Source organism: Sphingobium sp. CECT 9361 (genome assembly GCF_918741285.1).
GTDB lineage: Bacteria > Pseudomonadota > Alphaproteobacteria > Sphingomonadales > Sphingomonadaceae > Sphingobium.
This window is the reverse complement of the sequence record NZ_CAKKNC010000028.1, coordinates 1-12,143: the sequence shown is the minus strand read 5'-3', so window position 1 is coordinate 12,143 and position 12,143 is coordinate 1. Positions and strand designations below refer to the sequence as shown.

The window sequence follows — 12,143 nt, the reverse complement described above, 5'->3', positions numbered from 1 at the left end:
TAAGGCATATATAGTGCCATATGGAGAACTGCCATGCTGGCTCTACAACCCGTTGATACTGCCGTAACCGCGTTCCGGCCCGATCCGATTACCCAGGGCGAGGCAGCGGCCATGTTCCGGGCAGTCCTCAATCTGTTCGGCAAATGGAATCTGACCGACGAGCAGGCGGCAACGCTGCTTGACATGCCGGTTCGATCCTATCGGCGATGGAAGGCGGAAGGGCCTGGGCGCGTTTCGCGCGATGGCCGCGCTCGGCTGTCCAACCTCATGGGCATCCATAAGTCGCTCCGGATCATCTTCACGGAGGCTACCCGCGGGTATGCCTGGATCAGGGCGGCTAATCATGTGTTCGGCGGAGCCAGTGCGCTCGACGTAATGCTGGGAGGCGAGCTCACCGACATCATGCGGGTGCGGCGCTACCTCGACGCCGAACGTGGTGGGTGGTGAGCGGAGCGGCGCATATCGCGGTTTCTCGAGTTGAGTGGAAGGGCGCTGTTCGGATCATCCGCAGTGCCTTTCCGCCCATCGATTTGTTCGAGGATATCGCTGATCCCGCGGACTGGCCGCTGCTCATCTCAGCAGAGCAGAAGACCAATCCACGCATCATGGCGACTATTGGTAACCTCGACCTCGTTCCGGTTGACCGCCGCGTCGGCGGCAATGGTGCCTCTTACCTCATGGCGCCATTCACCCACGTTAGCACCGATCGATCGAGCCGCTTTACAGATGGCAGCTACGGCGTGCTCTACGTTGGGGACCGATTTGAAACCGCACTGTTCGAGACGATCCACCATCATGCCCGCTTCATGGCACGGACAAAGGAAGGGGCTGGATGGACCTCGCAGTTCCGGGAAATCATCATGGCAGTCGACGCAGACTTGCATGATCTCCGACCTCAGGCGGGGGAGCCGGTTCCGGCGCTCGACCCCGACAGCTACGCGGCTTCCCAAGCAGTCTCTCGGCACCTCAGGGGCGCGGGATCGAACGGGATTGCATACCCGAGCATCCGGCACCCCGGTGGGGAATGCGTTGCGCTCTTCTACCCGGACTGCGCGTCAAACCCCCTACAGGGACGGCACCTCGACTATCACTGGGATGGCGCGCGGGTTGATCTGGTCCGTGATGCGGGATCGGGCGCTGTCTTCCGGATTGTCGATTTGCCTATCGATCCCGTCTGACCGCATAGCCTCCGCTTCCAGCTGAGTTCTGGAGGATTTCCGAGGCTATTGACGGCCAGCAGGCTCATGCCTGCGTGCCAGCCTTCACGAGTTCATGAAGGGCTTTGTCTGGCGAAACGGGGCCCTTGTACAGCGGGCTACAAGGTGTCTCCGCAAGCTTGGCGGAAATCGCCAAGAGGTCGTCATCATCACCCTTCTCATAGGCATAGGCAGCCAGCCAGAATTCGGCCTGCTTAACGAACTCATTGAGGATGCCCACGACGCTCCGGTTTGAAGTTTTCGCGTACTGGACCTTGTCCATCCGCCAGACTTCCTGCGCAATGAATTCGCTTGGGGCACCGTGCTCTTTCAGGACCAGCGCCAGCTGCGCCGGGAAGCGTCGAGCGAGCGTGGCCGCTGGAGCCAGCGGCATCAGCACGGGAAGAAGCGTGCGCTCAGAAACCAGCAAAGCTAATTGCGGCTTCCAGAACAGAGCGGTGGCGTACCAGTTGCCCAGCGCCGTGTCGCTTTGCCCAGGCACAGCGACTTCCGGTTTGATCCGATAGATAAGCTTCTTCGTGCAATGGAGGTTGAACATCGCAACGAAGGATAGTGTTCGGTGCTGAGCGAGTCCATTGGTGCTGCCGACCTCGCCCCAGAGAGGGCAAGTACCGTCGTTATGCGGTCATTGCCGGGTCAAAATTGGCTCGTCAAACGCCGTCATACAATCAGCACAGGTCGGCGACGGCAGCGGGGTGGGGTCGGCCTGTTCGGTTTCGGCCGAGCCTTCGGCTAACCCGGAATTGGCACAGGCCGTCAGAGGCTCAGTTCGCATAGCGCTTGAGGCGAAGCTCAATTTCTCTGCGCGGCAAGCGACAACGGGGATGGGCTGCAGTCTTCGACAGGCAGCCATGCAATGTTGCGGCATCACATATGCCGGCTGTCTCGATGCGGTCGAATATCCACAGAACGCCATGGACGGCGACCCCTGCCGCTTCCGCGACAGACCGGAGCACGCCATCGCCGGTCAGAAGCGTCCATTGCCGCCCCTGCGCCAAGGCGAAAGCGAAAGTATCGGCTACGGACAGTCGTTCCTCGGCGCGGCGCAGCTGCGTCGCGCGGCGGACTTCATTGCCATCGAGGGATTCGATGATGACGCCAAGTGCGCGAAGCCGCGCGCCGAATTCGGCATCAAGCTCGCGTTCGAAAAGGAGATCAGGGACTACCAGGCTGTCATCGAGCTTGAATGCGGCTTCGAGCAGATCGCCGCGATCAAGGTCTATGATGACCGAAGTGTCCGAAACGAGAAACGGCACGCGTTCACGCCGCCTCGGCTAAACGCTTGTCTAGCGCCTGCAAGGTGATCCCGAGCATCTCGGCGGCGCGGCTCTCGCCGATCACGCCTTCGGCCAGCGCGCGGTAGCAAAGCCGCTCGAAACGCTTAGGCTCCTCATATTCGGGCGGGATGCGTGCGGGTTCCTCGAAAGGTTTCTTGCGCCACCCGCGCTTCGTGAATTCCTTGAAAAGCAACGAGAAGGCCTTCCTATCGATAATGCCGAGGTCAAGACAGCGATAAGCGATTGCCTGGACGCTTACGCCGAACCGCTCCTTGATCGCCACAAGCTCACCGATGCTGATGGCCGAGCGCTGTGCGCCGACCTCGGCGCGCACGACATCGGCCGGCATCAGGAAGGCGCCGGCAAAGCGGTTGGCGGCGCTTTCATCGTCGACCCCTGCCCCGGGCGTCATCACCATGTGGCCAAGCTCATGCGCGAGAGTGAAGCGCTTGCGCTCAGACCAGATGTCTTTGCGCACTACGATCACGCGCGCCGCGTCACGCTCCTTGCGCATTACCCGCGCTGCAAGACCGTCGATGTCTTCAAGATCGATCGAGAGCACTTTGATACCCCGTTCCTCCAGCAGTTCGGCGAGCTTTGGCACTGGGTCATGGCCGAGCCCCCATTCCTCGCGCACTGAGCGGGCTGCATCTTCGGCATCGCGAACGTCCTGCAGCGGATAGGGCGCGCTACGCGGCTGCTCCCATTCGACGCTTTTGAGACCGAGCATATCCTCTACCGCGAGATAGCGCTCGAGCAGCTGTAGCGTCTGCGCCTCGATCGTCGCCTCTTCCTTGGCGGTGCGCTTCTTGCGAAAATCGACGCCTTCGAGCGTCAGCTCCTCATCGCTGAGCAGATAGGATTCGCTGATCCCCAGCGCCGTCGCAAGCGCCATCAGTGCGCGCGAACCCGGCATATCCTCGTTCCGCTCATATTTTCCGATCGCCTGCGCACTGACGACGTTGCCCATGCGCTCGGCGAGGTCGCGCAGCGACAATCCTGAGGATGCGCGGGCGAGCTTCAATCTCGTGCCGATCATGGCTTGGCTACCTTTCGTCTCTTTGGTTTACAAAAAATCGATATAGTGGCATTTTTGTAAACCGATACCCCTTGAAACACCATCAAGACGGCCCCAGATGTGGTTTCGTGGTGGCAGTGTAGCGAAAATTTGTAAACCGGAGTTTCACGGATGGCCTCAAATATCTTTCGCGGCGACGGCAGGCCGAATGATCCGTTCGGGGATCCTCTTGATGCGATCCTAGCCGAAATTGCGCTCAATCTGCAGTTGCCGCCTGGTCTCCATGCCCTGGCGGTCGATAGATACGGGGCGGTCTGCCGGTATATCGATCGTCCCGGCAGCCCGCTCGAAGGACGGGTGTCGAGCTTCTATCCGCAAGGGTCGATGGCCATCGACGCAACGATTTCGACGCGCGGCACCGACGACGAATATGACCTCGACGCGGTCGTGGAAATCATCGGCGGCAACGAGGGGCCGGAGGAACTCCTCGATCTTCTCGAGGCCGCACTGAATGGCTATCCGGTCTCGCGGATCGAGCGCAAGACACGCTGCATCACCCTCTATTACGCGGACGGCATGCACCTCGACGTGACGCCAGCGCGGCGGCTCGCCCTTAAAGAAAAGGAGGGCGTCATCGCCCATGCCAAGAAGGGCAAGCCACAAGAGCACCGCTACGTGCCGATGAACGCTTATGGTTTTTGCGCCTGGTACAATGATCGGACGCCGATCGAAGAGCGTTTCGCGCTAGCGCTAAACCGCGAGCTCTACGCCAAGCACGGATTTACCTTCGATGCCGCCGAGGTGGAGGAGGTGCCGGAACAGACGCCGCTGCTGATCAAGAGCGTGGCTACCGTCGCGCTCCAGCTCATCAAGCGCCATCGCAACATTCTCTATGCAGATGGTGCCGGCCGGATGCCGCCTTCGGTCGTGCTATCGTGCCATGCTGGTCACGCCGCAGTGCCGGGCATGGGGCTGGCAGACATGGTAATGCGCCAGGCGCGCTGGACCGCGCGTGCGATCGATCAGGCCGCGCGCCAGAACAAGCTGCTCGACGTCGCCAATCCTGAGTTTTTCGAGGAGCGCTTCACCGACCGTTGGCCGGAAAACCAGTCGCAGCAGCAGCATTATGCCCGGGCGCTCCATGGCCTGGCCGATGGCCTTCAGACGGCTCGTGAGCGCGGCGTGCAACTCGAGGACCTGCAGGATTGGCTGCGCGATCAGTTTGGCCAGCGTGTCGTCACACGTTCGATTGACCTTTTCAACAAGCGCCTTGGCCAGCAGGTACAGGCGCGCCAGCATGGCTATACGCGCACAGGCGGCCTGTTTACGCCGGCAGCTCCTGCGATCATCACCGGCGCAAGCGCGCTAGCGCCGGTTGCCGCCAGGGCGCACACGAACATGGGTGAGCGTCGCTGAGCATGATCCACGGCATCGAAGCGCAGATTGAATCGATGCGGGCGATCTGGCCCGATTTCGCCATGGTCGCGCGCAATGGAGATGCCGCGGCTTGGGAGGGGCCAGTTCGCCCGCTTCTGCAGACGTACCGTGTCGGCGTCTTTTACCGCGCGCCGCTGCTTATGGAAAATCTCGACCCGCGCCGCTTGCAGCCACGCGTCTCGGTCCTGAATCCACAGCTCCGACCGCGACCGGGCGACCGCGAAGGGCGGTTGCCACACGTCTATTACGGACCCGACGGCGGAGTAACGCTTTGCCTCCTCGACCCTGAGGCAGGCGATTGGTCGCCTGCCGACCTACTTGCTGAAACAACGATCCCTTGGACCATCGAATGGCTGGCCGCCTATGAAGGCTGGCGCGCTACCGGCGAATGGACGGCGAGCGGCCGCCATGTGGACGCGGCCTGTGGCTAAGACCAAAGTTCCGCAAAAGGTCCAGTCCGCTCTCTGGGCGCGATCCGCCGGGCGCTGCCAGTACCGGGGATGCAATCACGACCTTGTTGGCGATCTCATCTCCGGCAATGAGAACGCACTGTTCGGCTTCATCGCGCACATTATCGCGGACAGCGCCGATGGACCACGCGGTGATCCAATAAGGTCGCCGCTACTCGCTAAGAGCCTCGACAATCTGATGCTGATGTGCGCGGTCCATCACAAGCTTATCGATGTCGACAGTCTGGTCGATCATCCCGAGGCCCTTCTCGTCGAAATGAAGGCCGAGCATGAGGCTCGCGTCGCGATGCTCGCCGGGATCGACATGGATCGGGCCTCGCATGTGCTACGGTTCGGCGCCAGCATCGGCGCAAACGAAGCGCTGGTTTCAACCCGGGCCATTTTCGCTGCCATGCCGCCCGATCACCATCCAGCGAGCATGCAGACGATCGACCTGGAAATGACCGGCCATGCTTTCGCCGACAGTGATCCGGCGTTCTGGGTCATGCAGCAGACCAACCTCCAGCGCAATTTCGCAGCAAGGGTTGGCGGTAGGATCGAGCGCCAGGACATTCGCCATCTCAGCGTGTTCGCTTTGGCGCCGCAGCCGCTGCTCATCGAACTCGGCCGTTTGCTCTGCGATATCGTACCGATGGTCGTCCATCAGCGGCACCGTGAGCCTTCGACTTGGACCTGGCAGCGGGACGGCGCGCGCGTGCGTTATCAGACGACCGAACCGGCATCAGGGCGAAGCGGCGTAGTTGCCCTCAAGCTGGGCGTGAGCGCGACGATCACCGATGATCGGATTGAGCGTGTCGTCGGCAACGATGCCGCGATCTGGAGCCTGTGCGCCGAAGCTCCCCATAACGACATCGTTCGCAGCCCAGAAGATCAGGCTGCCTATCGCACGGCGCTGCGCCGACTGTTTGATGCGATCAAAGCCAGACACGGCGACAGGGTCGTTGTTCATCTGTTTCCAGCCCTCCCGGCGTCGCTTGCCGTGGAAACCGGCAGGGTATGGATGCCTAAGGCCGATCCCGAACTCCGAATCTATGATCAGCAGCGGGATAGCGGCTTTGTCTACGCGCTGACGGTCGGTCAGCCAGGATCGGTGTGATGCGCCGCTCGGAAGCCCATCGAAGTACCAAGGAAGGAACGCCCCGGTGCCTAAGAATATCGTGATCTATTCCGATGGTACCGGCCAGGACGGAGGCGTTCGGCCGGAACAGCGGATGAGCAACATCTTCAAGATGTATCGCGCGACGCGGCCCGGTCCCGACAGCACGATCGATCCCACCGAGCAGGTGGCCTTTTACGATCCAGGCCTTGGTACCGAAGCAGGGGCTTCGGGTCTCACCTCGATCTGGCGCTGGTTCGCCAAGCTGCTGTCTTCAGTGACGGGGCGCGGCATCACCACCAATATCGCCGACTGTTACGAGTTTATCATCAATCACTACCGGCCGGGCGACCGCATCTGGCTATTTGGGTTCAGCCGCGGGGCCTACACCGCGCGCAGCCTCGCCAACGTGATCAGGCTGTGCGGCGTCCCGACGAAATCGCCCTACGGCGAGCTGCCGCGATTTCGTCTCGGCGCGCGCGAGATCGCTGAGCGCGCCGTGTTTCGGGTTGCCGAGCATGGCGCCGGCCAGGACCGCGCCAAATACGAAATTGAGCGCGAGGAACTCGGTCGTCGATTTCGCTTGGCGCATGGGTCAGACAACGATGGCGAGGCGAACGTCGCGCCCTATTTTATCGGCGTCTTCGATACCGTGGCTTCGCTCGGTGCCAAAGGCCCGCTTCGCTTGGCGCTCATATTCGCCCTCGGTTTGCTTATCGTGGGCGCCGCAGCGATCACCGCTATGGCCCTTCGCTGGGTATTCGGGCTCGATTGGGGCTTGTCGTTCCTTGTCGCGACTGGCCTGTTCGCTATCTATGCCCTTTGGCGCTATCTGCGCACGTCGCTGAAGGTGATGTGGCCCCCGCTTGAAGGCCGCCGTTTCCCGAGCATTCACGTTGCGCAGTGGAGCGGAAAGTATTTCGACCGCTTGCTGGGCCGAGCGGTCAGCTATGCCCGCCACGCAATCGCCATCGATGAGAACCGCGCCGACTTTCCGCGATTGCCCTGGGGCCCGGGCAAGGGCGTTGAGACCAGGCCCGAAATCGACGGTGAAGCCAAGCCTTTCGTGCAGATGTGGTTCGCAGGCAACCATTCGGACATTGGCGGAAGCTACCCGGAGCCAGAATCGCGCCTGTCGGACATCGCCTTGCAATGGATGATCAATGAGGCTCGATCGGTTCCCGACCCATTGGCCATCGATTACAGTCGTCTGCGAATTTTTCCTTCGGCCGCCGGTGTTCAGCACGACGAGATTGCAGGTATGGCCGACTTGATAAGGCAGCGGACACCTGCCTTGCTGCGTTGCTTGACCCAGCGACTAACTTGGAAAGCGGAGTTGCGCGATCCCATCGCGGCGGCCACGCTTCACCCGTCCGTCGAGGAAAGGTTTGGGCTTGAAAGCGTAGTTAGGCAAGGCGGAGAGGGCCCCTATCGGCCCGAAGCACTTCGAAGTCACGAACGCTTCCGCCACCTCTATAAGTAACAACAGTTGGTCGGTCCGGTGCCGTTCGATCGAGGAGATGACTGAAGGACGGACGCTCAGATGATCTATGAGTCAGGTCAACGCCAACTTTGGAGATGCTAAGTGCCAGCACCGGCCTTGCCGATGGCAGCTTATCGCCATGCGTTTCCTGATTCCGGCAAGCCCGTTTGGCCGAACGGCTCGGCCAATCTCTCAAACTGGCTTCCGATAAATTTGTCCCGACCGAGCAATAGAGTGGAGGGGGCTCTGCCCTGATTGAGCCAGCTGGGCGTCGATGGTCGATGCACCGGGCTCACAATCAGGAGTGTGTCCCATGATCAAGTCGATCCCGCTGAACAAACTCGTTCAGTCTCCCCGCAATGTCCGCCGTCACACTGATCGAGCTGCCGATGCCGAACTCAAAGCCAGCATCGCTGCCCATGGGCTTTTGCAGAATCTCATTGTTCGGCCCGCTGCGAAGGGCAAGTTCGAGGTCGAAGCCGGCGAACGGCGGCGCCGCGCAATGCTTGCACTCGCAGACGAAAAGCTCCTCGCCCGCGATCACGAAGTCACGTGCCTCGTGATCGAAGACAGTGCCGAAGCCGCGGTCGAGACCAGCCTCGCGGAGAACTTCCACCGCCTCGCCATGAACCCGGCTGACGAAGCCCAAGCCTTTGCGGCGCTTGTCGCAGGCGGTGCGACTGTCGAAGATGTTGCCCGCCGTTTCGGCCTGACCGTCCGCTTCGTCGAAGGCCGTCTGCGCCTCGCGACACTTGCCCCGGTCGTGTTCGCGGCGCTGGCCTCCGGGGAAATCACGCTCGACATTGCCAAGGCCTTCGGTGCGACTTCCGACCAGGAAATCCAGGCCCGCGTTTTCGAGCAGGTCTCCTCGGCCTACTACGCGCCCAATCCGGACAGCATCCGGCGCATGGTCCTCTCCGGCACAGTCCGGGGCAGCGATCCGCGAGCGCGCCTTGTCGGCCGCGATGCCTACATTGCCGCCGGCGGCCGGATCGAGCGCGAACTGTTCGACAACGACGACAGCGAATCCTGGGTCGATGTGGCGCTGCTCGAGAGCCTCGCCGCCACGAAAATGGAAGAGCAGGCCAAAGCCCTCGCTGCCGAGCAGGGGCTCGCCTGGGTCAAACCTACGCTCGATCCCTATGCCAGCCACGATCTGGTCGAAGGCCTGGTCCGGCTTCCGGCCGAACCGGCGCCGCTGACCGAAGCCGAAACGGCGAGGCTCGACGAACTCGATGCCTCCTATGACGAACATGCGGCGATCCTCTAAGACGAAGACAGTGCCGAAGAGGCTGTGGCGGCGGCCGAATCGGCAATCGAGGCCATCGAACGCGAATGCCAGGAAATCCGGGCCCGTCCGCCCGTCATCGCGGCCGAACTCAAGGCCGAAGCAGGTATGATCCTGGTGCTCTCGCGCGATGGCACGCCGGTTCTCCAGCCGGTGTTCTACGGCGAGCGTCAGGCTGAACCCGCCGAAGCCGACGGCGGGATCGAAGTCATTCCGGGCGATGACGGTTCGGACAGGCGCCGGGCCACCTTGTCCAAGCGTCTGGTCGACGAACTGGCCATGCAGCGCCGCGATGTTCTGGCACTGCATGTTGCCTCTGATCCCGGGCTGGCGCTCGACGTCATGGTCTTCACGCTGGCTGATGCCGATACGCACGACTGGCGGGCGCGGGCCGCGACCACGCTGCGCGCGCCTGTTCCAGCAGGCCCGATCATCGGCTTCGAAGCCAAAGATGCTCCGGCCAGCAGCGCGCTCGCCGAGCTCAGGTCCAGTCTCGACGAAAGCTGGCGTGCGGGCACCGATGCGACGTCCCGCTTCGACCTGTTCCGAGCGCTACCCGATGACAGCCGCGCCGCATGGCTAGGCTATGTCGTTGCCCGGTCGCTCGAGGCGAGCCTCAACATGGCGGGCGAGCGTCAGCTGCCGTTCCAGGACCACCTCGGCAGCCTGATCGGCATCGACATGGCGCAGTGGTGGCGCCCGACAGCAGCCAACTACTTCGACCGGGTGTCGAAGCAGGTGATCCTCGATGCGCTGACCGACGTCGGCGGTCTCGAGCTCTCCTCCCGCTTTGCCTCGGTCAAGAAGGGTGACCTCGCGATGAGTGCCGAACGCGTCTTCGCCGGCACTTACATCACCGAGGTCGAAGTACGCGAGAAGGCCCTGGCCTGGGTGCCTGAGGTCCTGCGGTTTGCCTCCGCTGCCCCGGAGGCTGGCGAAGCCGAGATCGACGCGACCGACGCTGACCCCGGTGACGATACCGAAGATCAGTCCCCCCGCGAGTTGGCCGCCTGACCTCCTCCTGACAGGCTCGGTCACTCGCACCTCGAGAAGCGGTCCTTCGGCTTACGCCGGAGGGCCGCTTCCTTTTTGGAAGGAGAGCGGAGGGGGCTCGGGACCTTGTGGCACTGACCGGCGAGCCCGTCGCCGACTGTCCAGATGCCTCAATCAGGAGACCCATCATGGCCTATCGCAAGGGACAGAGCGGCGGCTTGTCGCCCGCCACCCGCATCACTCAGGAAATCATCGCCCGTCTGGAAGCAGGCACGAAGCCGTGGATAAAGCCGTGGCGCGGTGTCCCGGTCTCCCGCCCCCTGCGGGCCTGCGGGATCCCGTACCGCGGTATGAACGTGTTCTGGCTGTGGATGGTCGCTGACATGTGCGGCTACGCCTCGCCGTTCTGGATGACCTACAACCAGGCAAAATCGCTCGGAGCCCAGGTCCGCAAGGGCGAGAAGTCGACCATCGCGATATTCTACAAGAGCTACACCAAGGAGGTGGAAGCCCCCGATACCGGCGAAAAGACCGACGAAGCCCGCCGGGTGCTGAGGGCCTATCCGGTCTTCAATGCCGATCAGGTCGAAGGTCTGCCCGAGCGCTTCCATCCGGCCGCAACGCTCGAACTGGTCGAGCCTGAAGGGCGCGAGGCCGAGCTCGACGCCTTCTTCGCTGCCATCCCAGTCAATTTGCGTCATCAGGGCTGCGAAGCCTATTATGAACCGACTGCGGATCGCGTCACGATGCCGCCGGTCAGCCTGTTTGGCGGGTTCGATCACTACTACGCCACGCTCGCCCACGAGGTATGTAACATCGCAAGTGTCCTCATTTCGAGGACAGTCGATGGCCTTTGCGCGCTGCTGTTTCCCAACCATCGTACGGCCTGCTGTGCGATTTCAGGACGGGAGTCCTGATCATGCGCAGCAAAGAACGCACCGATATATACACGCGCGTCACCAACGAGATCGTTGCCGCCATCGAGGCAGGGGCGGGCTCGTGGACAATGCCGTGGCATCACGATGGATCAGCGACCTCGCGCCCCATCAACGCCGGCACCGGCAAGGCTTACCGGGGATCCAACATTCTCAGCTTGTGGATCGCGGCGCAGGCTGCAGGCTACAGTTCCGGACGCTGGGCCAGCTATCGTCAGTGGCAAGCGCTGGGAGCCCAGGTTCGCAAGGGCGAGCAGGCCACCACGATTGTCTTCTGGAAGGTCAACGATCGCGGCGAGGATGCCGATGACCGGGATTCCGAGCAGGAGGGGCGTGGCCGCGCTCGCATGTTTGCGCGGGGGTACAGCGTTTTCAACGAGGCGCAGGTAGAGGGTTATGCTCCACCAACCATCGATCTCCTGTCCGACGATGCGCGGATGCGGAACGCCGATATCTTTTGGGGCAACCTTGGCATTGAGTGCCGGCATGGCGGCAACGAGGCGTACTATATTCCTTCGGAAGATCGCGTGCAAATGCCACCCTTCGCACAGTTCAGGGAGCCTGCCGCTTATTATGGCACGCTTTTCCATGAAGGTCTGCATGCCACAGGAGCGGCGTCCCGCTGCGACCGTGATCTGTCCGGCAGGTTCGGATCGGACAGATATGCAGCGGAGGAGGCCATCGCAGATCTGGGAGCCGCCTTGGTCATGGCAGATCTCGGTATCGCGCACCATCCACGGCCGGACCATGCGGCGTACATCGCGTCCTGGCTGGGTTTATGCTCACCTCGCCATAACTTGAGTAATCGCGAGGTGTCGATAATGTGAAGGAACGCGGTTTCAGTGTATGAAATGCGCAGAATTGCGACGTTATCTGACGGGCTTTGCTCCGCATTATTTCTCGACGAACCTCTGCGGTCGTTTGACTAG

Annotated in this window: 10 protein-coding genes and 2 pseudogenes; 9 read left to right on the top strand and 3 right to left on the bottom strand. The window is 61.9% G+C overall.

The genetic code is table 11. The annotated features are described in order from the left end of the window. Nucleotides 1-33: 33 nt before the first annotated feature. Nucleotides 34-447: an MbcA/ParS/Xre antitoxin family protein gene (locus LQ220_RS22035; RefSeq protein ID WP_230190256.1), complete on the top strand. Its 414-nt coding sequence runs from the start codon at nucleotides 34-36 to the stop codon at nucleotides 445-447. Continuing rightward, nucleotides 444-1,178, top strand: a complete 735-nt coding sequence (locus tag LQ220_RS22030) for an RES family NAD+ phosphorylase (RefSeq protein ID WP_230190255.1) — start codon at nucleotides 444-446, stop codon at nucleotides 1,176-1,178. Before LQ220_RS22035 ends, LQ220_RS22030 begins: the two co-directional genes overlap by 4 nt. Nucleotides 1,179-1,242: 64 nt before the next feature. Here LQ220_RS22030 and LQ220_RS22025 read toward each other — a convergent pair whose 3' ends face one another. The 3 genes from LQ220_RS22025 to LQ220_RS22015 form a co-directional block, all read right to left on the bottom strand. Continuing rightward, nucleotides 1,243-1,755 carry a hypothetical protein gene (locus LQ220_RS22025; protein ID WP_230190254.1) on the bottom strand — a complete coding sequence of 171 codons (513 nt, stop codon included), beginning with the start codon at nucleotides 1,753-1,755 and terminating at the stop codon, nucleotides 1,243-1,245. A gap of 226 nt (nucleotides 1,756-1,981) precedes the next feature. Beyond that, nucleotides 1,982-2,473 (bottom strand): hypothetical protein, encoded by a 492-nt coding sequence (locus tag LQ220_RS22020; protein WP_230190253.1) that lies wholly within the window; start codon nucleotides 2,471-2,473, stop codon nucleotides 1,982-1,984. A 4-nt stretch (nucleotides 2,474-2,477) separates the two neighbouring features. Then, nucleotides 2,478-3,533: an XRE family transcriptional regulator gene (locus tag LQ220_RS22015; RefSeq protein WP_230190252.1), complete on the bottom strand. Its 1,056-nt coding sequence runs from the start codon at nucleotides 3,531-3,533 to the stop codon at nucleotides 2,478-2,480. A 150-nt stretch (nucleotides 3,534-3,683) separates the two neighbouring features. On the opposite strand from LQ220_RS22015, the gene LQ220_RS22010 reads away from it, so the two are divergent. From LQ220_RS22010 to LQ220_RS21980, 7 genes and pseudogenes are all read left to right on the top strand, one after another. Then, the gene (locus tag LQ220_RS22010; RefSeq protein ID WP_230190251.1) at nucleotides 3,684-4,928 is read left to right on the top strand and encodes a nucleotidyltransferase; all 1,245 of its coding nucleotides are present in this window, start codon (nucleotides 3,684-3,686) and stop codon (nucleotides 4,926-4,928) included. Between the two features lie 2 nt (nucleotides 4,929-4,930). Then, complete coding sequence (locus LQ220_RS22005; RefSeq protein WP_230190250.1) at nucleotides 4,931-5,380, top strand: hypothetical protein; 450 nt, start codon at nucleotides 4,931-4,933, stop codon at nucleotides 5,378-5,380. Continuing rightward, nucleotides 5,373-6,515: an SAVED domain-containing protein gene (locus LQ220_RS22000; protein ID WP_230190249.1), complete on the top strand. Its 1,143-nt coding sequence runs from the start codon at nucleotides 5,373-5,375 to the stop codon at nucleotides 6,513-6,515. The genes LQ220_RS22005 and LQ220_RS22000 overlap by 8 nt, the downstream gene beginning before the upstream one ends. A gap of 46 nt (nucleotides 6,516-6,561) precedes the next feature. Further along, nucleotides 6,562-7,998, top strand: a complete 1,437-nt coding sequence (locus LQ220_RS21995) for a DUF2235 domain-containing protein (protein ID WP_230190248.1) — start codon at nucleotides 6,562-6,564, stop codon at nucleotides 7,996-7,998. Between the two features lie 313 nt (nucleotides 7,999-8,311). Next, nucleotides 8,312-10,300 (top strand): annotated as a pseudogene (locus LQ220_RS21990) (ParB/RepB/Spo0J family partition protein). A gap of 167 nt (nucleotides 10,301-10,467) precedes the next feature. Beyond that, nucleotides 10,468-11,088 (top strand): annotated as a pseudogene (locus LQ220_RS21985) (ArdC-like ssDNA-binding domain-containing protein); the annotation flags it as partial. Nucleotides 11,089-11,198: 110 nt separating this feature from the next. Continuing rightward, nucleotides 11,199-12,041 (top strand): ArdC-like ssDNA-binding domain-containing protein, encoded by an 843-nt coding sequence (locus LQ220_RS21980; RefSeq protein WP_230190246.1) that lies wholly within the window; start codon nucleotides 11,199-11,201, stop codon nucleotides 12,039-12,041. Nucleotides 12,042-12,143: the final 102 nt, after the last annotated feature.

Bases quoted from the DNA above. Each gene is read 5' to 3' on its own strand.
- LQ220_RS21980 (WP_230190246.1), top strand. From the start codon at position 11,199: ATGCGCAGCAAAGAACGCACCGATATATACACGCGCGTCACCAACGAG.
- LQ220_RS22015 (WP_230190252.1), bottom strand. From the start codon at position 3,533: ATGATCGGCACGAGATTGAAGCTCGCCCGCGCATCCTCAGGATTGTCG.
- LQ220_RS22010 (WP_230190251.1), top strand. From the start codon at position 3,684: ATGGCCTCAAATATCTTTCGCGGCGACGGCAGGCCGAATGATCCGTTC.
- LQ220_RS22025 (WP_230190254.1), bottom strand. From the start codon at position 1,755: ATGTTCAACCTCCATTGCACGAAGAAGCTTATCTATCGGATCAAACCG.
- LQ220_RS22005 (WP_230190250.1), top strand. From the start codon at position 4,931: ATGATCCACGGCATCGAAGCGCAGATTGAATCGATGCGGGCGATCTGG.
- LQ220_RS22035 (WP_230190256.1), top strand. From the start codon at position 34: ATGCTGGCTCTACAACCCGTTGATACTGCCGTAACCGCGTTCCGGCCC.